Origin of the sequence: Robiginitalea biformata HTCC2501 (assembly GCF_000024125.1) — a bacterium.
Taxonomy (GTDB): Bacteria; Bacteroidota; Bacteroidia; order Flavobacteriales; family Flavobacteriaceae; genus Robiginitalea; species Robiginitalea biformata.
The window spans coordinates 125,845-147,354 of record NC_013222.1 but is presented as its reverse complement, the minus strand read 5'-3'; the positions used below and the strand labels follow the sequence as shown (position 1 = coordinate 147,354).

The following is a 21,510-nucleotide window of genomic DNA, read 5'->3' as shown; positions in this document are numbered from 1 at the left end:
TATTTTTGCGCCGTGACCCTGACAGATACACACGCCCATTTATACGTGGAAGCTTTTGACGAGGACCGGGCCCGGATGATGGCCCGTGCCCGGGCCGAAGGCGTGGAGCGGTTTTTTATCCCCGCCATCGACTCCGCCTATACGGAGCGGATGCGGGATTTGCGGGAAGCTTACCCGGATGAGGTTTTCCTCATGTGCGGTCTGCACCCCACCCACGTGAAGGAGGATTTTGAGGCAGAACTCCGGCATGTCGAACGCGAACTGGACCGCGGGGGCTACGTGGCCGTCGGGGAGATCGGGATTGACCTGTACTGGGACCAAACCCGGCTCGAAGCCCAGCAGGAAGCCTTTCGCCGGCAGATCCGGATGGCAAAATCCCGGGGGCTGCCAATTGTTATCCATTGCCGGGAAGCCTTTGACGAAATTTTTGAAATCCTCGCCGAATGCCAGGGGCCGGACCTGCGCGGCATCTTCCACTGCTTTACCGGAACGCTGGAACAGGCCCGGCTCGCCCTGGCCTACGGGATGAAGCTCGGGATTGGCGGGGTGGCTACCTTTAAGAACGGGAAGATCGACCAGTTCCTGGACGAGCTCCCCCTGGAATCGCTGGTGCTGGAAACCGATTCGCCCTACCTGGCGCCGACGCCCCACCGGGGTAAACGCAATGAACCCGCCTACCTGAAATTCGTGGTTTCCCGCCTGTCGGAAATCTACGGGATTCCCGAAGCGCGCATCGCAGAAATCACGACGGAGACTTCCCGGGAGGTCTTTGGCGTTTAAAAAGTACGTCTTATGGCCAGAAACGGCACCGGCATCTTGCTCATCTACACGGGGGGAACCATCGGAATGGTCCGCGACTACGGGTCGGGATCCCTCCGCGCCTTCGACTTCAACAACCTGCTCCAACAGATACCCGAGCTGCACCAGCTCGATTGCCGGATCGATACGGTGGCCTTTGCCAACCCGATCGACTCCTCAAACATGGATCTGCCGCACTGGCAACAACTCGCCACCCTGATCGGGGAGCATTACGACCGGTACGACGGCTTCGTCGTTTTACACGGCAGCGATACGATGAGCTACACGGCTTCGGCCCTGAGCTTCATGCTCGAGAACCTCGCCAAGCCCGTTATCCTGACGGGATCCCAGCTTCCCATCGGCGACCTGCGCACCGATGCGAAGGAAAACCTGATTACCTCCATTCAGATTGCCGCCCTGTCGGAAGGGGGCGAGCCCCTGGTCCGCGAGGTCTGCCTGTATTTTGAGTACAAATTGTTCCGCGGCAACCGGACGACCAAGGTCAATACAGAGCACTTCGAAGCCTTTGATTCCCCGAACTACCCGCCCCTGGCAGTGTCCGGCGTCCACCTGAAGGTCCGGAAGGAAGCGCTTTGGCGCACCCCCAGAAAAAGCGCCCTCAAGGTGCGCACGGACCTCGTGAACCAGGTAGGGGTGGTGCGGCTCTTCCCCGGGATGCACCCGGACTGGCTGCGCCACCAGCTCGGTGCCCCCGGTTTGAAAGGGGTGGTACTGGAAACGTTCGGGGCCGGGAATGCCCCGTCGGCCCCCTGGCTCCTGGATGCCCTGAGGGAAGCGGCCGGCCGGGGATTGCACATCGTAAACGTAACCCAGTGCAGCGGGGGCTCCGTTTTGATGGGGCGTTACGAAACCAGTTCGGGCCTGCTGGATATACCGCTGATCGACGGACGGGACATTACGTCGGAAGCCGCCCTGGCCAAGCTCATGTACCTGCTCGGTTCGTCGGTTTCCCCTAAGTCCTTCAAAACCATATTTGAATCCCCGCTACGGGGTGAGATGTCCCAAAATTAACCGGGCAAAATTTCATATAATCCTAAATTTTTTGTTTATTGGGCACCCCGTTTTTCGGGTATTTTAGAGAGGTGGCCGAGTGGTCGAAGGCGCACGCCTGGAAAGTGTGTATGCACCAAAAGTGCATCGAGGGTTCGAATCCCTTCCTCTCTGCACAAAAGGGAATCACCGCCGCACCGCGGCGGTGATGCTCTCAAAACAAGCGCCGTCAAAAGCCCGCTTTTGAAAGTCGCGGTTTTGAGAGCATACCGGTCGGCGCAGCCGAACGGAGATTCCCATGCTTGTCCGGCACACTGATAGAGGTTGAGGGATCAGCGCAGCTAATCCCGGAGGCGGATTGAAATGATGAAGGGGGGAAACCGGTCGGCGCAGCCGAACGGAGATTCCCATGCTTGTCCGGCACACTGAAAGAGGTTGAGGGATCAGCGCAGCTAATCCCGGAGGCGGTTTTGAAAGATTCACAAGGATTTTCTGAACCAGGCTGAATATATGCTGAAAACCCTCGGGTTTTTTAAGGATTCCGGGGCCTGGAGCCCCTGATTTTAGTTTTTTAATTCCAATTTTTTGTTATCTTTAACCCTAATAACTAATCTAAATTTAAGTTTGAAAAAATGAAAAAATTATTCTCATTCCTGGCTCTGGCTGGGCTATTTGTCCTCGGAACAAATACGGTAAGCGCTAAAGCGCCAGCAATCCTTTCAAACCTGTCTTCAACCCTGACTACAGCGACTGTTATGCTACAGGACGATGCAGCTGCTGCCGACGACAGAGGATTTACCCAGGTTCTTAAAGAACAATTCATCCAGGGGGGTGCCGGATTCATGGGCATCGTACTGCTCTGTCTGATTCTCGGACTGGCGGTAGCCATCGAGCGGATCATATACCTCAATATGGCCAGCACGAACACGACCAAGCTGAAGCAACAGGTAGAAGATGCGCTGGCTTCCGGCGGTGTTGAAGCGGCCAAGGAAGTTTGCCGCAACACCAAGGGCCCCGTTGCCTCCATCTACTATCAGGGTCTCGACCGGGCCGGTGAGAGTATTGAATCTGCCGAGAAGGCGGTAGTTGCCTACGGCGGGGTTCAGATGGGACAACTCGAGAAAAACGTATCCTGGCTTTCACTCTTTATCGCCATTGCCCCGATGCTTGGGTTCATGGGAACGGTAATCGGTATGATCCAGGCCTTCCAGAAAATTAGCGCAGTAGGTAACCTGAGTGCTTCCCTGATTGCCGGGGATATCCAGGTAGCCCTGTTGACGACGGTATTCGGTCTGATTACTGCGATCATCCTTCAGATCTTCTACAACTACATCATTGCCAAGATCGACAGCATCGTCAATGATATGGAAGATTCATCGATCATCCTGATCGATATGCTGGTTGATCACAAGAAGTAAGTCGGACGCCTAATACCATAGAACATGCATAAGATTGTAAAAATATTATTGATAGTTCTGGGAGCGATTGCAGCCATTCTGTGGTTTATGCTTCCCGAAAGCGAAATGCCGGCTTCCGAGGCGATTGACAGCGGTGCCATGAACGGGATGTTTATCATCATGTACATCCTGTTGGGAATCGCAGTGGTCTCCAGCCTGTTGTTCGCACTTAAAAACCTGTTCTCCAACCCGGCGAGCCTGAAAAAGACGTTGTTTGTCATCGTCGGCTTCCTGCTGGTAGTCGCCATCGCCTATGTCCTGTCGGACGGGGCAGACGGCACCGTTGAGGAAATGGCGGGAAGAGGCGTGACAACCACCGAGAGTACCGTGAAGAATATCGGCGCAGGCCTCAATATGTTCTTCATCCTGGTGATTATCGCCGTAGCTTCCATGCTGTGGGGAGGGATCAAGAAAATGTCGAATAAGTAAATCCAAGGAATATGCCTAGAAGAGGAGCACCACCGGAAGTAAATGCAGGGTCCATGGCGGATATCGCCTTCCTGCTGTTGATCTTTTTCCTTGTAACCACCACCATTGAAACCGACGCGGGGCTGGACCGTATGTTGCCGCCCATCGAGCCGCCGGAAGAGGATGTGGTGATTAAACAGAAGAACATCTTCACGGTGAATATCAACAAGAACGGTCAGTTGCTCGTCGAAGAGGAGCTTACGGAGTTGCAGGACCTGAGAGAAAAAGCCATGGCCTTTCTGGACAATGGCGGAGACGGAACCTGCAATTACTGCAAAGGCGCCGGGGATGAGGCATCATCGGATAACCCGGGCAAGGCGATTATTTCGCTCAAGAACGACCGGGAGACCCGTTACGGCACATATATTACGGTTCAGAACGAACTGGTAGGTGCCTATAACGAGCTCAGGAACCGGGAGGCACAGAGGTTGTACGGCCGGGATTTTACGGATATGGAAGCGGAGTATCTCAATCCCGAAACCGACGAGGATGTCCGGGAAGAACTGAAGGAAAAGGTGTTGCGTGTGCAGGAACTCTTCCCTCAGAAACTTTCGGAGGCCGAGACAACTTCAAATTAAAAAAGACGAGACATGGCTAAGTTTAATAAGAAAAAAGACGGCGACATCCCGGCGGTATCCACGGCATCGCTGCCGGATATTGTTTTCATGCTGCTGTTCTTCTTCATGACGGTTACCACCATGAAGGACAATACGCTGATGGTGGACAATACGTTGCCCAATGCGAGTGAAACCAAGAAGCTGGAAAAGAAGGACCGGGTAATTTACATTTATGTGGGGAAACCCACTACCCAGTACCAGAAGACCTTTGGTACCGAGCCCAAAATCCAGTTGAATGACAAGTTTGCCAGTGTATCCGAAGTCGGGGATTACATCCTGCAGGAACGGGCCAAGAAGCCCCAGGATATCCAGAATGTGCTGACCACGGCACTCAAGGTAGACAAGGAGGCCAATATGGGCCTGATATCGGATATCAAACAGGAACTGCGCAAGGTTAATGCCCTGAAAGTCAATTATACGACCTACGAAGGGGATGCCTTCCGGAATATCCAGTAGGAGTCATTTTTTCAAAACCAATTTAGATGTAAAAAACGCTTCAGTCTTTGAAGCGTTTTTTTTATGTTGTGCATATGAAAGCCCGAATCGCCACTTTCATCCTGCTATTTTGCCTGGTCCCTGTTATCGGTCAGGAAGGCAATCCCACGGGCACGGATCTCCCGAAGGACTCCCTGGATACCGGGGCGCCCCTCATCGATTCGGAATACCTGGAAGACCAGTTCTACGTCGGGTTCTCCTTTAACCTGCTCCTGAACCAGCCGGAAGGAGTCTCCCAGAATAACCTGATATCCTACGGGATCTATATGGGGTTTATCAAGGACCTTCCCATCAACCCGAAGCGTACCCTGGCCCTGGGAATCGGATTGGGATATGGCGTGAACTCCTATTACAGCAACCTCAGGGCCATTCAGAATGGCGAGGATTTCCAGTACATCATCCTGGACGAGGAGGACTCCTACAAGCGGAATAAAATCGAGACCCACCTGGTGGAATTGCCCGTGCAGTTCCGATGGCGGAATTCCACGGCAACGGATTACAGTTTCTGGCGCATCTATACCGGATTCAAACTGGGGTATGTGGTCGGATCCAGGTCCAAATTTGTCACCTCGGAATTTAAAGACAGTTTTTACAACACGGATACAGACAATTTCCGCTACGGCCTGACGCTGAATATCGGTTACAATACGATAAACTTCCACGTGTACTACGGCCTGAACAACCTGTTTGAAAGCGATGTCCCCGGGCCTGACGGCGCCGACCTGGACATGGTGCCCCTGCGGATCGGGTTGATCTTTTACATCCTTTAGAACCAGAAACGGACCAGGATCAGCTGGGATAGCAGGCCAATCAGCCAGCCTGTGAGGACGGAGGCGCGTCCGTGAACCTGCAGGTAGAGGCGGGCAGTCCCGACAAGACCCGTACAGAGCGTACAGGCGCTGATAGCCAGGACGATGTTTTTTTCAAAATGGATGCTCAGGGAAATCAGGTACATCAGCAACGTGCCGACGCCCGCCATGTGGAGGCTTACCGGTTTGCCTGCCAGGGCCAGCAGCAGGGAGGCAACCGTGGCGATGATCATCCCGAGGAAATAGAAGTACAGTTCCGCCGCGTAGTTGTTCGGGATCACCCGGAACAAAACCATCAGGAGCAGGACCAGAAAAATCAGCAGCGGATAGATGCGTTCCTGGGGCCGCAAGAGACGGGAGGTTTGCATCATGCCCAGGTTGCGCAGGATGAGCATGCTGATTACCGGGATGATTACCGTGAGGATGAAGACCGGCAGGACGTTGCCGCTTTGCATCTCCAGCGGGCTGAATTTGGGGGTGATTCGGAAATACAGGACCGTGCCATAGAGCGGGATCAGCAGCGGGTGGAACAGGTAGCTGACGAGCTGGCTGAAGAAGCGCATTATATTTCTTTTCGGAGTCTCGCCACCGGGATGCCCAGTTGTTCGCGGTACTTGGCGATGGTCCGTCGGGCAATCGGGTAGCCTTTCTCCTTGAGGATTTTTGCGAGCTTGTCGTCCGTGAGCGGTTTCCGTTTGTTTTCCTCACCCACCACGGTTTCCAGGATCTTTTTGATCTCCTTGGTAGAGACATCTTCCCCCTGTTCGTTCTTGATGGACTCCGAAAAGTACTCCTTGATGAGCCGGGTCCCGTATGGCGTGTCCACGTATTTGCTGTTGGCCACCCGGGATACCGTCGACACGTCCATCCCAATCTGGTCTGCGATATCTTTCAGGATCATAGGTTTCAGGTTGCGCTCATCGCCCGTCATAAAATATTCCCGCTGGTATTCCATGATGGCATTCATGGTCACATACAGGGTTTGCTGCCGCTGTTTGATAGCGTCGATAAACCACTTGGCCGCATCGAGTTTCTGCTTTATGAACATCACGGCGTCCTTCTGCTGTTTCGATTTGTCCCTGGCATTTTTATACCCGGCCAGCATATTGCTGTATTCCCTTGAAACATGCAGCTCGGGGGCGTTCCTGCCGTTGAGGCTCAACTCGAGTTCCCCGTCCACTATCCGGATGGTAAAATCCGGCACTACGTGTTCCACGATTTTGGTGCCGCCCGAATAGGATCCGCCGGGTTTCGGGTTGAGTTTCTCGATTTCCCCTATGGCTTCCCGAAGCGCCTCCTCCCCGATATCGTGTTTTTGGAGGAGCTTTTTATAGTGTTTCTTACTGAAGTGGTCAAAGGATTTCCGGAGGATCTCAATGGCCATCTCCACGGCAGGGGAGGGCTCCTTCCGCTCCAGTTGCAGCAACAGGCATTCCTCCAGGGAACGGGCGCCCACCCCGGGCGGGTCGAGCTGCTGAACCTTTTGGAGCACTTTTTCAATGGTGGCCTCGTCGGTGTAAACGTTCTGCGTAAATGCCAGGTCGTCCATGATGTCGGCCACAGGGCGCCGGATGTAACCGCTTTCATCCACGCTGCCCACCAGGAATTCCGCGATGGTCCATTCCTGGTCATCCAGGTACTCCGTATTGAGCTGGTTGAGCAGGTGCTGTGTAAAGGATATGCCCGCTGCATAGGGCACCTGCCGGTCCGAGTCGTCTTCGCTGTAGTTGTTGGCCCGGGTACGGTAATCGGGTATTTCGTCGTCGCCCAGGTAGTCGTCGATGTTGATGTCTTCCGCCTCGATCCGTTCGCTGTCCTCGGATTCGTCAAAGGTGTCGGCGTATTCGTCCTCCAGGGTGCCCGTGTCTTCCTTCCCGCTTTCCAGGGCCGGATTTTCCTCCATTTCCTGCTTAAGCCGCTGTTCAAAAGCGAGTGTCGGCAGCTGGATCAGCTTCATCAGCTGGATCTGCTGGGGCGACAGCTTCTGTGACAGTTTTAATTGCAGGTGTTGTTTCAGCATGGGATTGGAAGTAGTCCGGAGTCTTCAGGGTTTGATTTAAAATTACGCAAAAGCGATCAGAATTCTGCGTTCTGTGGCGTTCGGGGGAAGGGGATTACGTCCCGGATGTTCCCCATGCCGGTCGCAAATTGCACCAGGCGTTCAAAGCCCAGGCCAAAGCCGCTGTGGACGGCCGTCCCGAAGCGACGCAGGTCCAGGTACCACCAGAGTTCTTTTTCGTCTATGCCCAGTTGCTGCATCTTTTCCTGCAGGACATCCAGGCGTTCTTCCCGCTGGGAACCCCCGACGATTTCCCCGATCCCCGGAAACAGAATGTCCATGGCCCGGACGGTTTTCCCATCGTCGTTCAGCCGCATGTAGAAGGCCTTGATTTCTGCCGGGTAGTTAAACAAAATCACCGGGCACTGGAAGTGTTTTTCCACCAGGTAGCGCTCGTGCTCGCTTTGTAAATCGGCGCCCCAGGCGTCTATGGGGTACTGGAATTTCTTTTTCTTGTTGGGCTTGCTGTTTCGCAGGATTTCGATAGCCTCCGTATAGGTAACCCGCTTAAACGGCTGGTCCGTGACAAAGCGCAGTTTTTCAATCAGCCCCATGCCCGAGCGTTCGGCCTGCGGTTTCCGCTTTTCTTCATCCTCCAGGCGTTTATCCAAAAAGGCCAGGTCTTCCTCGCAATGCTTCAGGACATAGCGGATAACCTCCTGGATGAAATCCTCCGCCAGGTCCATGTTCGCATCCAGGTCGTAAAAGGCCATCTCGGGTTCGATCATCCAGAACTCGGCCAGGTGGCGGGAGGTATTGGAGTTTTCCGCCCGGAAGGTGGGGCCGAAGGTATAGACCTTGCCCAGGGCCATGGCGTACGCCTCGGCTTCCAATTGACCCGAAACCGTCAAGTTTGTTTCCTTCCCGAAAAAGTCTTCCCCGAAATCCACATTGCCGGACTCGTCCCTGGGGGGTGTCAGCGGATCGAGGGTGCTCACCCGGAACATCTCCCCGGCCCCTTCCGCATCGGATCCGGTGATGATCGGGGCGTGAAAATAGTAGAACCCGTTCCTGGTGAAATACTCGTGTACGCCAAAGGCCAGGGCGGAACGCACCCGCATCACCGCGGCGAACGTATTGGTGCGGATTCGCAGGTGGGCCTGCTCCCGGAGAAATTCCATGGAGTGTTTCTTGGGCTGAATCGGATAGCTTTCCGGGTCGGCATCCCCGTGGATTTCCAGCTGGCTTACCTGTACCTCCACCTTTTGGCCGCGGCCCTGACTTTCCACGAGCGTTCCCCGTACGGTCAGGGCTGCCCCGGTGTTGATCCGGCGGAGTGTTGCCTCGTCAAAATTTTCAAAATCCACGACACATTGCAGGTTCTCCAGCGTCGACCCGTCGTTCAGGGCGATGAAGCGGTTGGAACGAAAGGTTCGGACCCAGCCGGATACGCTGACTTCACTGAGCAACGGGGCTTCGCTGAGGATGGATCGTATACGCGTCATATTTCCTTTTTGTCTGTCGGTTAAACAGCGTCAAAGATACGGTATTGATGCAAACTGTGCCCGTAAAAATAGGTGGTTCCGGGGCTGTGCCCCTGGCTAATCCCGGTCCTGGCCGGAGCCCGTCCCCCCGGGGAGGATGTCGATCTGCGGCTTTTTGAGTACCTGCTTGTTGGCGATGTTCCGTTCCAGGGAGAGCAGCAGGGACGGCAACAGGATCAGGTTGGCGAGCATGGCAAAGAGCAGGGTGGCCGAAACCAGGGCCCCCAGGGCCACCGTGCCCCCGAAGTTTGAAATGGTGAACACGGAAAACCCGAAAAACAGGACGATGGAGGTGTAGAACATGCTCACTCCCGTTTCGCGCAGAGCAGCATAGACGGACTTGCGGATGCGCCAGTGGTTGCTGATGAGTTCCTGCCGGTATTTGGCCAGGAAGTGGATTGTGTCGTCCACGGAAATCCCGAAGGCAATGCTGAAAACCAGGATGGTGGAAGGCTTGATCGGGACGCCCAGAAAGCCCATCACCCCTGCGGTTATCACCAGGGGGAGCAGGTTAGGGATCAGGGAGATCACGATCATCCGGAACGACCGGAAGAGGTAGGCCATGAGCAGGGAGATCAAGCCGATGGCCAGGGCCAGGGAGAGGACCAGGTTCCGCACGAGGAATTTTGTGCCTTTCAGGAAGAGCAGGGCCTTGCCCGTGAGGGAGACATCGTACCGCTCCTCCGGGAAAATCTTGGCGGCCTCCTCCCGGAGTTCCTGTTCAATTTCCTCCATGCGGTCGGTTTTCATGTCCTGCATAAAGGTGGTGATCCGGGCCACCTGCCCGGTGGAATCCACAAAGCTCTGGAGCAGGTTGCCGTTATCTTTGGATTTCCTGGCGATATCCAGGATAAAATTGTTCTCCTGGGACGTCGGCAGCTGGTAGTATTTGGGGATGCCGTTGTAGTAGGCCTGCTTGGAGTACTTAACCAGGTCCACCACGGAAATGGGACGGGAAAGCTCCGGAATGTCCCGGATCACCTCCCCGAGTTGGTCCATCCGGCGCAGGGTGGCCGGTTTCAGTATGCCGTTGCGCCGGCGGGAATCGACCACGATTTCCACGGGCATGATCCCGTCGAATTCGGCTTCAAAAAAGCGGATATCCTGGAAAAATTCGGCCTTCTTGGGCATGTCCTCTATGGGGCTGCCCGAGATGCGGATCTGGTAGATCCCGATGATGCTGGCCACCAGCGTGCAGATAGCCACGATGTAAACGGTAATGCGCTGGTGCCGCACGATCCGCTCCATCCAGTTTACAAAGGCGTCGATCCACCGTTTGTTGAGGTGCTTCAGGTGTTTTGTCTTGGGCAGCGGCATAAAGCTGTAGAGGATCGGGATAATCAGCAGGGAAAGCACAAAAATGCCCAGGATGTTGATGGAGGCGACGATGCCGAATTCCGAGAGCAACCGGCTGTCCGTGATGATAAAGGTGGCAAAACCGGAGGCTGTGGTGACATTGGTCATCAGCGTGGCATTGCCGATTTTGGAGATCACCCGCTGGAGGGAAAGCGCCTGGTTTCCGTGTTTTTTTACTTCCTGTTGGTATTTGTTGATCAGGAAGATGCAATTGGGGATGCCGATTACGATGATCACCGGCGGGATCAGGGCTGTCAGCACGGTGATTTCGTACTGGAGCAGGCCCAGGGTCCCAAAGGCCCACATCACCCCGAAAATAACCACGCAGATCGAAATCAGCGTGGCGCGGATGGATCGGAAGAAGAAAAAGAAAATCAACGAGGTCACCGCCAGGGCGGCAAAGATAAACTTGCCGATTTCGTCGATGATATTCTGGGAGTTCATCGTCCGGATATAGGGCATCCCCGAGACGCGGACATTCATCCCGGTATCCTGTTCAAACTCCGCCACCAGGTTGCGCAGGTCGTTCAGCACAAAATCCTTGCGGACCTTTGTATTGACCAGGTCCTGGTCCAGGTAGACCACGGACTGGATGGTCCGCCCCTCTTTGTTATAGAGGAGTTTTTCGTAGAACGGCATGCGGTTGAATAGCTCGTCGGTAAGGCTGTCGAGTTGCCCGGTGGTACGGACACTGTCGGCGAGCCAGGGTTCCAGGCGGAATTCCTGGGCCTCATTGTCTTTGACCAGGCGCTGCAGGTTGTCCGTGGAAAGGACAAAATCGATCTCCGGGAACGCCTCCAGCTGTTCGTTGAAAATATTCCAGCGGTTAAACGCCTCCGGTTCAAACAGGCGGGAATCCTTAACGGCCAGTACAATCGTGTTTCCCTCCTCCCCGAATTGTTCCAGAAAGGCGCCGTACTCCAGTGTAGCCGGGTGGTCGTCCGGGAGCAGGTTGGCCTCTGTGTTGGAGAACTGCATGTTTTTCCACTGGGTGGCCAGCAGGACGGTCACCAGGGCAATCCCGACCAGGATCAGGATGCGGTTGCGCAGGATGATGCGGGCTGTACGGGCCCAGAAGCCTTGTGTGAGTTTGAATGCCATTCCCAGGAGTCGGCCGCAAAGGTAGAAAACATTCGGCAGCGAAACCAAATTAAAAGCCTCCCGGCCAAAAGTTTAGTAGCTTGCAACAAGAACCCGCGCCATGGATGAAAAACATCGCAGATACCGGCGTCGCGCCCGTCGCGCCTACCGGTTGCTGATTGTGCTTTGCACGCTGGCGCTCATAGCGGCTGCCCTGATCTGGTACCGGGCGGACGGGGCGTAAAAAAACCCCCTGTCAAAAAGGGGGTTGGTGCTGTGTGTGGCCGGGACGCAGGGGTCCCTTTCGGCACAGAAGTCCCGCTACACCTTCATGATTTCGGCTTCCTTGTGCTCCAGGATGCCGTCCACGCGCTCGGTGTATGTGTCGGTGAGTTCCTGGATGTCGATCTCGGCATTCTGTTCGAGATCCTCGGAAATGTCCAGCGCCTTAATCTCCTTGTTTGCGTCCTGGCGGGCGGCGCGGATACTGACTTTCGCCTCTTCCGCTTCTGCCTTGGCCTGCTTGACGAGCTGCTTGCGGCGCTCCTCGGTCAGCGGGGGGACATTGATGATGACCATTTCCCCGTTGTTCATCGGGTTGAACCCCAGGTTGGCATTGGTGATGGCCGTCTCGATATTCGGGATCATGGCCTTTTCCCAGGGCTGTACGGAAATTGTCCGGGCGTCCGGGGTGTTTACGTTGGACATCTGGTTCAGGGGCGTCTGGCTCCCGTAGTAATCCACCATCACGGAGGAAAGCATGGACGGGCTGGCTCTGCCGGCCCGGATTTTCACGAGCTCTTTTTCCAGGTGGGAGATTGCATTATCCATGTTCTCCTTTGCGCTGTCCAGGATAAATTGAATGTCTTCGTTCATGGTATTAACTGGATATATCCATTAAAGGTTAACAACGGTTCCGATATTCTCGCCGGAAACAATTTTCATCAGGTTTCCTTGTTTGTTCATGTCAAATACGACGATCGGCAGTTCATTTTCCTGACTCAGGGTGAAGGCTGTGGTATCCATGACCTTCAGGCCGCGGCTCAGGACATCCTTAAAGCTGATGCTGTCGAATTTGGTGGCGGACTTGTCCTTTTCCGGGTCGCTGGTGTAGATACCGTCCACCCGGGTCCCCTTCAGGATCACGTCTGCCTCGATTTCGATGGCGCGGAGCACAGCTGCCGAATCTGTGGTAAAGTACGGGTTGCCCGTGCCCCCTCCGAATATGACCACCCGACCCTTCTCCAGGTGCCGCATGGCGCGGCGGCGGATAAAGGGTTCGGCCACTTCATTGATCTTGATGGCAGACTGCAACCGCGTGTCCAGCCCTTTGTCTTCCAGGGCGGACTGCAGTGCCAGGCCGTTGATGATGGTTGCGAGCATCCCCATGTGGTCGCCCTGGACGCGGTCCATGCCGTTACTCGCGCCGGCCACCCCCCGGAAGATATTTCCCCCGCCAATGACAATGGCAACCTCCACGCCTTTTTCGACAACTGCCCGGATTTCCTCTGCGTACAAGGCCAGTCTGCCGGGGTCGATGCCATAAGACCGGTCGCCCATCAGGGCCTCTCCGCTGAGTTTTAAAAGGATTCGTTTGTACTGCATGGGGTGTGGCTTGGTTTGCGAACAAAAATAATCAAAAATTATTAGCCCGTCCGGGCCCTGAGGCCCCGTTAAAGTGCCAAATTAATCTAAAAACCAGGGGGAATCACGATTAATTTCTATATCCTTGCGAAAATCCAATATACACTATGAAAATTCGGTTTTACCACCTGATGCTATCCCTCCTCCTAGTGGGCTGCAGCGCTACCAGAAACCTCCCGACGGCGGGGGAAACCCCCATTAAGGCCAGCCTGGACCTGGTGGATGTACGCGATGACCGGGTACTGGTTGCGCTGGACCCCGGGGCGTTTATCGCTGGTGAAGTGAAATTTTACATCCCCAAAACTGTGCCGGGTACCTACAGCGAAGATAATTACGGACGCTATGTGGAAGGCCTTGCGGCTTTTGACTATAAGGGCAACCCGATGCCAGTAGTCCGCGAGGACGACAACACCTGGTCCATCTCCGGCGCCCGGGAACTCGACCGGATTACGTATTATGTCAACGATTCGTACGATTCGGAGGCCACCGGGGACCCCGCCCCGTTTTCCCCCGCAGGGACGAATATCCTGGCCGGAGAGCACTATATGTTGAACCTGCACGGGTTTGTCGGCTACTTCGAGGGCCTCAGGGAGCAGCCGTACACCCTGGAGCTGCGCATCCCGGAGGGACTGTATCCGGCCACATCCCTGAGTGGGAGTCCCGGGCCTGACGGCACGTTTACCTATAGCGCCTCCCGCTATTTCGAGGTCATCGACAACCCGATTCAACTCAGCGGGGAGCCGCCGGCTACCTTCCAGGTAGGGGATATCACGGTGAACATCAGTGTACATTCCCCGAATGGCGCCTATTCGGCTGCGGCCATTCAACCCGCCATGGAGCGGATGATGCAGGCGCAAAAAGCCTTTCTGGGCGACATCGACGGCACCCGGGAATACAACATCCTGCTGTACCTCTCCACCCTGGACAACGATGCCCGGGGCTTCGGGGCCCTGGAGCACCACACATCCACCGTGGTGGTCCTCCCGGAGCAGCTCCCCGCCGCGCAGCTGGAGGAGGCGATGGTCGATGTGGTTTCCCATGAATTTTTCCATATCGTCACCCCCCTGAATGTCCACTCGGAGGAAATCCAGTACTTTGACTACAACGCCCCCAAAATGTCCCGCCACCTGTGGATGTACGAGGGGACTACCGAATATTTCGCCAACCTGTTCCAGGTCCGGCAGGAATTGATTTCCGAGGAGGACTTTTACAGCCGGATGGTTGCCAAAATCCGGAATGCCTCCAATTACAACGATTCGCTGTCGTTTACGGAGATGAGCCGGAATGTCCTGGAGGAGCCCTACGAGGCGGAGTACGCCAACGTGTATGAAAAAGGGGCGCTGATCAATATGGCCCTGGATATCCGGCTGCGGGAGCTGAGCGGGGGCACGTACGGCGTCCTGTCGCTGATGAAGGAACTCTCGGCCAAATACGACGAGGATACCCCGTTCCGGGACGAAGCCCTCTTTGATGAAATTGTGGAGATGACCTACCCGGAGGTCCGGGATTTTTTCCAGGCGCACGTCATCGGGAACACGCCGATAAATTACGCGGCCTACCTGGATAAGGTGGGCCTGGATTTTGGGGAGCAGGAGGTTGAAAGCGGGATTTTCCTCAAGGATATGCAATCCCAGATGCCCTTTATCGATGTAGACCCGGACAATACGGACCACATTTTCCTTCGCAGCGACATTCCGCTGAATACGTTTTTCACCGGCCTGGGCGCTCAGGGGGGAGACGTCCTGAAAAGCATCAATGGCACGGAGGTGACCCTCAATGCCATGCGGATGCTCATTGGCCAAAGCTTTGGCTGGGGCCCGGAAACCGAGGTGCGCATGGTGGTGGAACGGGACGGGGAGGAAATCGTCCTGGAAGGGACGGTGGGCAACCCGACGGTTACCGAACTGCTGATCCTGCCCGACCCGGAAGCGCCGGCTGAGGCTGTGCGTCTCAGGGAGGCCTGGTTGAAGGGGTAGGGAAGAAGGTGCCCGAATAATCCTCGGCTTGTACCGGCCGACGGAATTTGCGACGAGGCATAAAAAAAGCCTCCCCGGGCAGGGGAGGCTTTTTTACTGTGGATACAGCGCGGTTTACCCAAGGGCAACGCGCTCAAAACCGGTGACCTTCAGGTCCTTGTCGGCCGATTTTACATACTCGGCAACACTGATCTTACCGTCTTTGATAAAGGCCTGGTTCACCAGCGTATTATCCTTGAAAAAACGCTTGAGCTTGCCTTTGGCAATATTGTCGAGCATCGCCTCCGGCTTGCCCTCCTCCCGGAGTTGGTCCTTGGCAATCTCGATTTCCTTGTCGATGGTCTCCTGGTCCACCCCGCTTTCGTCCAGGGCAACCGGGTTCATAGCCGCAGCCTGCATGGCCACGTCTTTAGCTACCTCGGAGGCGCCGTCTACTTCGGCAGACAAGCCCACAAGCGTGGCAATCTTGTTCCCCGCGTGGATATACGACCCGACAAACGGAGCGCTGAGGCGGCGGAAGTCGCCGATCTCAATTTTTTCGCCGATAACGCCGGTTTGCTCAATGAGTTTTTCCTGTACGCTGATCCCTTCGAAATCTGCGGCCAGCAGCTCTTCTTTGCTGGCATGTCCCAGGGCAATTTCGGCCAACTTCTGCGCCAGGGATACAAACGTATCGTTTTTGGCCACAAAGTCGGTCTCGCAGTTCAGGGAAACGATCACACCTTCGGTGTTTGAATCATTGACCCTGGCGATGGCAGCTCCTTCGGACGAATCGCGGTCTGCGCGCTTGGCAGCCACCTTCTGACCTTTTTTACGGAGGATTTCGATGGCTTTGTCGAAGTCTCCCTCGGCTTCCACCAACGCATTTTTACAGTCCATCATGCCTGCACCGGTAGATTTTCTCAATTTGTTTACCTCAGAGGCGGTAATCTTAACCATGTTCTTTATGAATTTGAGGGGGACGGTATCCCCCCGTTGTGTTAAATAAAATATTCCTGGCTTAAAGCGGTTTTACTCTACCCCGCCTTTCGCTTTTTCCTGCCACTCGGCAAGTTCTTCCCACTTGCCGTCAGCGGCCAATTTGGCTTGTTTCGGCCAGCTTTCCGGATCCAGGTGCGCCATGCGCGAACTTGCTTCCGTAAGGATTTCCTTGATGGCATCCGGCTTGGTCCCGGCCAGGGCGGAATAGGTGCTTACCCCCGCTTTGGTCAGGGCTTCGGCAGCCTTCGGCCCGATACCTTCGATTTTCGTCAGGTCCTCGGCTTTGCTATCGGTTGCTTTTTCAGCGGCTGCTTCTTTCTTTGCCGGGGCTTTTCCCTCCTCTTTCTGCTCCTTTTCAGCAGCTTTCGGCTGTTCAACCGGGGAGTCGGATTTTACGGTTTCGGGCTCGGCTGCATTCTCGGCCTTCACCTGTTTTTCAGCCGGCTTTTCCTGCTCTACCACCGGTTCGGACTCAATTTCCTTGGTCTGCTTTGCCGGAGCCGGAGCCTTGTCGGTCTTGGCAACAGCCGGGGCTTTTTCAACCACGTCCGTATCGGCATCCCTGCCTTCTTTCTCGGCGGATTTTTCGGATTTGCGCTCGGCAAGCCCGTCGGCGACGAATTGGGTCACCTGGCTCATGATCACCTCGATGGATTTGGAGGCGTCGTCATTGGCCGGGATCACAAAATCGATCGGGCGCGGGTCCGAGTTGGTATCCACCATGGCAAAGATGGGGATGTTGAGTTTCTGGGCCTCTTTCACGGCGATGTGCTCCCGCATGGTGTCCACCACGAAGAGGGCGCCCGGCAGGCGCGTCATGTCCGCGATGGAACCGAGGTTCTTTTCCAACTTGGCGCGGAGCCGGTCTACCTGCAGGCGCTCTTTTTTGGAAAGTGTATTGAAGGTTCCGTCTTTTTTCATCCGGTCGATGGAAGCCATCTTCTTCACCGCCCTGCGGATGGTGACGAAGTTTGTCAGCATCCCGCCCGGCCAGCGCTCGGTGATATACGGCATATTCACCTCGGCTACCTTCTGGGCAACGATGTCCTTGGCCTGCTTCTTGGTGGCGACAAAAAGGATTTTGCGCCCGGAAGCGGCGATTTTTTTGAGGGCTTCGCCAGCTTCGTCCAGCTTGGCGACGGTCTTGTACAGGTTGATAACGTGTATCCCGTTGCGCTCCATGTAGATATAGGGAGCCATGTTGGGATTCCACTTGCGTGTGAGGTGGCCAAAATGCACCCCAGCCTCTAACAGGTCTTTTACTTCAGCTTTTACAGCCATTTTTGAAAACTTAGTTTACGTTCTTTGAATGAGCAATGGCCGAGTGGTGGTCCCGACCCTGGGGCCGGCACATGCCTCCGCCATTTAGATGCTAAACTAAATGGGTCCCTGTCCCGGGATTTCCGGTTCAGGGGGTAACTAGTCTCTCCGAAGAGATCGTTTCAAGGAACTTGGGTTATTGAAAAAATATAAAGGGTACCCCCTGCGCGCGGCAGGGGATACAGGATATTAACGTTTGGAGAACTGGAACTTCTTCCGGGCTTTTTTCTGACCGTACTTCTTGCGTTCCACCATTCTCGGATCCCGGGTCAGGAGGCCTTCCGGCTTCAGGGTGGCCCGGTGTTCCTCGTCAATCTCGCACAAAGCGCGGGAAAGCGCCAGGCGCACGGCTTCCGCCTGCCCGGTGATGCCCCCGCCAAATACGTTGACGCTTACATCGTAGTTGTTCTCGTTTTCCGTCAGGGTGAAAGGTTGTTTCACCTTGTATTGAAGTGTTGCCGTCGGGAAGTATTCCGCCAGGTCTTTTTTGTTCACAGTGATGGAGCCATTGCCCTGGGAAACATATACCCGTGCCACGGCTGTTTTCCTCCTGCCGATTTTATGAATCACCTCCATTATCTAAGGTCGTTAAGATTGATTGCTCTGGGTTTTTGGGCTTCCTGGTCGTGCTGCTCGCCGGCGTAGACCCGCAGGTTGCGGAACAGGTCCGCGCCGAGCCGGTTTTTCGGGAGCATGCCTTTAACGGCTTTCTCGACCAGTGCAGTCGGGTTTTTCTCGTGAAGCGTACGCGCAGTCTGTACGCGCTGACCGCCCGGATATCCCGTATAACGGATATATTCCTTGGCATCCCATTTATTTCCGGAAAGGGAAACTTTTTCGGCGTTGATCACCACGACATTGTCGCCGCAGTCTACGTGGGGCGTGAAGTCCGGCTTGTACTTTCCCCTCAGGATTTTGGCCACCTTGGAGGCGAGCCTTCCCAGGGTCTGCCCCTCGGCATCCACCAGCAACCACTCCTTCTGAACGGTGCTTTTATTGGCGGATTTGGTTTTGTAGCTTAATGTATCCACTACTTATTTCTTTTATGCATTAAACACTTCAATCCCGAATAACGGGCTGCAAATGTACGATTAATAAGTTGAATTACAAATGCCTGTCCGGCAATATTTTTTTGTCTCCCTGCAACTTTTTCAGGCTGCGCCGGATCGATGTGTTAAAAGAACGCAAATAACGGTTAAATCCTGTAACAGTTGTCGTTTTCCCCGGTCTTTTATTCAGACATCAATCAACTGACAGCCATGACCAGATTCTCCACGGCCCTCCTCTGCTCGCTGGGGGTTATCGCCCTTTCACGGGGGCAGGATACCGCCGAAATCCCGGAACCCGAACCCCCTGCCAGCGCCGTTACGGCCGATGAGGTGCCCAGGCGCAACTATATTACGGCGGCAATCGGTGCGGAGAGCGTCCCGGTCATCGACGGCACTCTGGACGAAACGGTATGGAACCAGGTGGAATGGGCCGGGGATTTTATCGAACAGCGCCCCGACGAGAATACGCCCCCGGCCCAGCAGACCCAATTTAAAATCCTCTACGACGCCAAAAACCTCTATGTGGGTATCCGGGCCTTTGACACCGAACCGGATAAAATCGTCAAACGCCTCTCCCGGAGGGACGGGTTTGACGGGGACTGGGTGGGGATCTTTATCGACAGTTACCACGACAAGCGGACCAGTTTCGGATTTATCGTTTCAGCAGCCGGGGTCAAGGGGGATGTTTTTGGCTCCAACAACGGAAACAATGAAGACGATACCTGGAACCCCATCTGGTATGTGAAGACCCGGACGGATGCAGCGGGCTGGACCGCCGAGATGCGCATCCCCATGAGTCAGTTAAAGTTCAGCGAGGCCCCGGAACAGGTATGGGGGCTGCAGGTGATGCGCCGGTTTTTCCGGGATGAAGAGCGGTCTGTCTGGCAGCGCCTCCCCGTGGACACCCCGGGATTTACCAGCGAATTCGGCCTGCTCACGGGGTTGAGGAATATCGAGTCGCAAAACCAGTTGGAGATCCAACCCTACACGGTGGCCAGGAGCGAGACGTTTGATCCCCAGGCGGGCAACCCCTTTGAAGACGGGAGCGAAACCGGTCTTACCGGGGGGCTGGATGCCAAGATTGGCATAACCAACGACCTGACCCTGGACTTGACCATCAACCCGGACTTTGGCCAGGTGGAAGCCGATCCGTCGGCTATTGCGCTGGACGGTTTCCAGATTTTTTTCCGCGAACAGCGCCCGTTTTTTATCGAGAACAAAAACATCTTTGACTATCCGGTGTCCCCGTCCCAGGCGGGCAACACCTTTGGCTCGGACAATGTGTTTTATTCCCGCCGGATTGGACGGAGCCCCCAGGGGTTTCCCGAGACGGCCGAGGGGGAATTCGTGGACCAGCCGGCCACCACGCCCATCCTCGGCGCGGCAAAATTCAGCGGCAAGACACGCGACGGCTGGTCTGTGGGCCTGCTCGAGAGCCTGACGGCGCGGCGGTCTGCAGTAATCGACAATGCGGGGCAGCGTCGGCGCGAAGTGGTGGAACCCCTCACCAATTACCTGGTGGGGCGGGTCCAGAAGGATTTCAACGAAGGGGACACCTACGTGGGCACCATCGTTACGGCCACCAACCGGGAAGCCCTGCCGGAAACCCTGGAATGGTTGCACGAGGCGGCCTATACGGGTGGGGTGGATTTTAAGCACCAGTGGAACAACCGCGACTGGTACCTGGGGGGCAGTCTGGTGTGGAGCCATGTCAGCGGCAGCGAGGCCGCCATTCTCAGGACGCAGGAATCCATTGCGCATTTGTTCCAGCGCGTGGGGGCGGACCATGTGGATGTAGACCCGGCCAGGACTTCCCTGACGGGAACCGGGGGCAACCTGCAGTTGGGCAAGGTGGGCAACGGGCATTGGCGTTTTGAGAGCGGGGCCACCTGGCGTTCCCCGGAACTGGAACTCAACGATATCGGCTTTCAGCGGCAGGCGGACGACATCCGCCATTATACCTGGGTGGGCTACCAAACCCTGAAACCGGATAAAACCTTCAGGCGGGTGGGGATTAACTACAACCACTGGAGCGCCTGGGATTTTGCGGGGAACCACAACCTGGTGGCTTTCAACACAAACAGTTGGCAGAATTGGGCAGGCAACTGGTTCACGAACCTCGGGCTCACCTTCCGGCCACTCCAATACGACAATTTCGCCCTGAGGGGCGGGCCGCGCCTCCGGCAATCCGCCAGCATCAGTTTCTGGAATGGCATCAATACGGACAGCAGGAAGAAGCTCCGGTTTAACATTTTCCAGAACGGCTCGCAGGCCCTGGACGGGTCCCGGGATTACTATTATGTGGAAGGCGGGTTTACCTATCAGCCATTCAACGCCCTGCGGATTTCCGCTTACCCGGGCTTTGAGCTGAACAACGACAAACTCCAGTATATCGACAACCTGGTCAGCGGGGGAGAGCCGGTATACCTGAATGGCACAATCGAGCAGCGCACGCTGTCCATGTCGCTGCGGGTCAATTATACAATCAACCCGAACCTCACCCTGCAGTATTGGGGGCAACCCTTTATATCCCGGGGCCGCTATTCGGAATTTAAACATATTTCAAACCCGCTGGCCCCGCAGATAGCCGAGCGGATTACCCCCTTTGGCCCTGGGCAGATCACCTTTGAGGACGGGGTGTATTCCGTAGACCGGGCGCAGGACGGGACGGTGGATTTCACCTTCGGGGACCCGGATTTTTCCTTTATACAGTTCCGGTCCAACCTGGTACTTCGGTGGGAGTACGTACCCGGGTCCGAATTGTTCCTGGTCTGGTCCCAGGACCTGACCGCTTCCGGGGACCCGGCCGCAGCCCTGCTGGGCAGTCTGGAATCGAATATCTTCGGGGAAACGCAACCGCGCAATATCCTGCTGCTCAAGGCCACTTACCGGTTTGCGCTGTAATT

The 21,510-nt window shown here is 55.5% G+C and carries 20 protein-coding genes and 1 tRNA gene; 11 read left to right on the top strand and 10 right to left on the bottom strand.

From position 1 onward, the window contains the following. Positions 1–12: 12 nt before the first annotated feature. The 8 genes from RB2501_RS00585 to RB2501_RS00550 all read left to right on the top strand — a co-directional run bounded on the left by RB2501_RS00585 (position 13) and on the right by RB2501_RS00550 (position 5,616). Positions 13–780: a TatD family hydrolase gene (locus RB2501_RS00585; RefSeq protein ID WP_012813701.1), complete on the top strand. Its 768-nt coding sequence runs from the start codon at positions 13–15 to the stop codon at positions 778–780. 12 nt (positions 781–792) lie between these two features. Next, entirely contained in the window at positions 793–1,830 is a 1,038-nt protein-coding gene (locus tag RB2501_RS00580; RefSeq protein WP_012813700.1) for an asparaginase, read from the top strand. A 65-nt stretch (positions 1,831–1,895) separates the two neighbouring features. After that, positions 1,896–1,983 (top strand) — tRNA-Ser (locus RB2501_RS00575). A 458-nt stretch (positions 1,984–2,441) separates the two neighbouring features. Further along, on the top strand, positions 2,442–3,227 hold the full coding sequence (locus tag RB2501_RS00570) for a MotA/TolQ/ExbB proton channel family protein (protein ID WP_041326870.1): 786 nt from the start codon (positions 2,442–2,444) through the stop codon (positions 3,225–3,227). 24 nt (positions 3,228–3,251) lie between these two features. Continuing rightward, complete coding sequence (locus RB2501_RS00565) at positions 3,252–3,695, top strand: hypothetical protein (RefSeq protein WP_041326869.1); 444 nt, start codon at positions 3,252–3,254, stop codon at positions 3,693–3,695. Positions 3,696–3,706: 11 nt separating this feature from the next. Then, the gene (locus RB2501_RS00560; protein WP_041326868.1) at positions 3,707–4,312 is read left to right on the top strand and encodes an ExbD/TolR family protein; all 606 of its coding nucleotides are present in this window, start codon (positions 3,707–3,709) and stop codon (positions 4,310–4,312) included. Between the two features lie 12 nt (positions 4,313–4,324). Next, positions 4,325–4,807: an ExbD/TolR family protein gene (locus RB2501_RS00555; protein ID WP_012813696.1), complete on the top strand. Its 483-nt coding sequence runs from the start codon at positions 4,325–4,327 to the stop codon at positions 4,805–4,807. Between the two features lie 74 nt (positions 4,808–4,881). Further along, a complete protein-coding gene (locus tag RB2501_RS00550) occupies positions 4,882–5,616 on the top strand; it encodes a porin family protein (protein ID WP_148214253.1) in 735 nt (244 codons plus the stop codon). On the opposite strand, the gene RB2501_RS00545 is transcribed toward RB2501_RS00550, so the two are convergent. From RB2501_RS00545 to RB2501_RS00530, 4 genes are all read right to left on the bottom strand, one after another. Further along, positions 5,613–6,218, bottom strand: a complete 606-nt coding sequence (locus RB2501_RS00545) for a hypothetical protein (RefSeq protein ID WP_012813694.1) — start codon at positions 6,216–6,218, stop codon at positions 5,613–5,615. The genes RB2501_RS00550 and RB2501_RS00545 overlap by 4 nt on opposite strands. Beyond that, positions 6,218–7,675: an RNA polymerase factor sigma-54 gene (gene rpoN, locus RB2501_RS00540; RefSeq protein WP_012813693.1), complete on the bottom strand. Its 1,458-nt coding sequence runs from the start codon at positions 7,673–7,675 to the stop codon at positions 6,218–6,220. The genes RB2501_RS00545 and rpoN overlap by 1 nt, the downstream gene beginning before the upstream one ends. Before the next feature lie 56 nt (positions 7,676–7,731). Continuing rightward, positions 7,732–9,159: an asparagine--tRNA ligase gene (gene asnS / locus RB2501_RS00535; RefSeq protein WP_012813692.1), complete on the bottom strand. Its 1,428-nt coding sequence runs from the start codon at positions 9,157–9,159 to the stop codon at positions 7,732–7,734. Between the two features lie 96 nt (positions 9,160–9,255). Beyond that, the gene (locus RB2501_RS00530; RefSeq protein WP_012813691.1) at positions 9,256–11,655 is read right to left on the bottom strand and encodes an efflux RND transporter permease subunit; all 2,400 of its coding nucleotides are present in this window, start codon (positions 11,653–11,655) and stop codon (positions 9,256–9,258) included. A 100-nt stretch (positions 11,656–11,755) separates the two neighbouring features. Here RB2501_RS00530 and RB2501_RS16415 point away from each other — a divergent pair, with 100 nt between their 5' ends. Next, positions 11,756–11,878: a hypothetical protein gene (locus RB2501_RS16415; RefSeq protein WP_262500401.1), complete on the top strand. Its 123-nt coding sequence runs from the start codon at positions 11,756–11,758 to the stop codon at positions 11,876–11,878. 77 nt (positions 11,879–11,955) lie between these two features. Here the strand turns inward: RB2501_RS16415 and frr are convergent, their stop codons facing one another. Continuing rightward, on the bottom strand, positions 11,956–12,510 hold the full coding sequence (frr, locus tag RB2501_RS00525; protein ID WP_012813690.1) for a ribosome recycling factor: 555 nt from the start codon (positions 12,508–12,510) through the stop codon (positions 11,956–11,958). 21 nt (positions 12,511–12,531) lie between these two features. Continuing rightward, positions 12,532–13,239 (bottom strand): UMP kinase, encoded by a 708-nt coding sequence (pyrH, locus tag RB2501_RS00520; RefSeq protein WP_012813689.1) that lies wholly within the window; start codon positions 13,237–13,239, stop codon positions 12,532–12,534. Between the two features lie 146 nt (positions 13,240–13,385). Here pyrH and RB2501_RS00515 point away from each other — a divergent pair, with 146 nt between their 5' ends. Further along, entirely contained in the window at positions 13,386–15,254 is a 1,869-nt protein-coding gene (locus RB2501_RS00515) for a M61 family metallopeptidase (protein WP_012813688.1), read from the top strand. A gap of 114 nt (positions 15,255–15,368) precedes the next feature. Here RB2501_RS00515 and tsf read toward each other — a convergent pair whose 3' ends face one another. The 4 genes from tsf to rplM form a co-directional block, all read right to left on the bottom strand. Beyond that, the gene (gene tsf, locus RB2501_RS00510; protein ID WP_012813687.1) at positions 15,369–16,193 is read right to left on the bottom strand and encodes a translation elongation factor Ts; all 825 of its coding nucleotides are present in this window, start codon (positions 16,191–16,193) and stop codon (positions 15,369–15,371) included. A gap of 72 nt (positions 16,194–16,265) precedes the next feature. Next, entirely contained in the window at positions 16,266–17,516 is a 1,251-nt protein-coding gene (gene rpsB / locus RB2501_RS00505) for a 30S ribosomal protein S2 (RefSeq protein ID WP_041326867.1), read from the bottom strand. Positions 17,517–17,744: 228 nt separating this feature from the next. Then, the gene (gene rpsI, locus RB2501_RS00500; protein WP_012813685.1) at positions 17,745–18,131 is read right to left on the bottom strand and encodes a 30S ribosomal protein S9; all 387 of its coding nucleotides are present in this window, start codon (positions 18,129–18,131) and stop codon (positions 17,745–17,747) included. Then, positions 18,131–18,586 (bottom strand): 50S ribosomal protein L13, encoded by a 456-nt coding sequence (gene rplM, locus RB2501_RS00495; RefSeq protein WP_012813684.1) that lies wholly within the window; start codon positions 18,584–18,586, stop codon positions 18,131–18,133. Before rplM ends, rpsI begins: the two co-directional genes overlap by 1 nt. Positions 18,587–18,814: 228 nt before the next feature. Here rplM and RB2501_RS00490 point away from each other — a divergent pair, with 228 nt between their 5' ends. Further along, on the top strand, positions 18,815–21,508 hold the full coding sequence (locus tag RB2501_RS00490; RefSeq protein ID WP_012813683.1) for a DUF5916 domain-containing protein: 2,694 nt from the start codon (positions 18,815–18,817) through the stop codon (positions 21,506–21,508). Positions 21,509–21,510 lie beyond the last annotated feature (2 nt).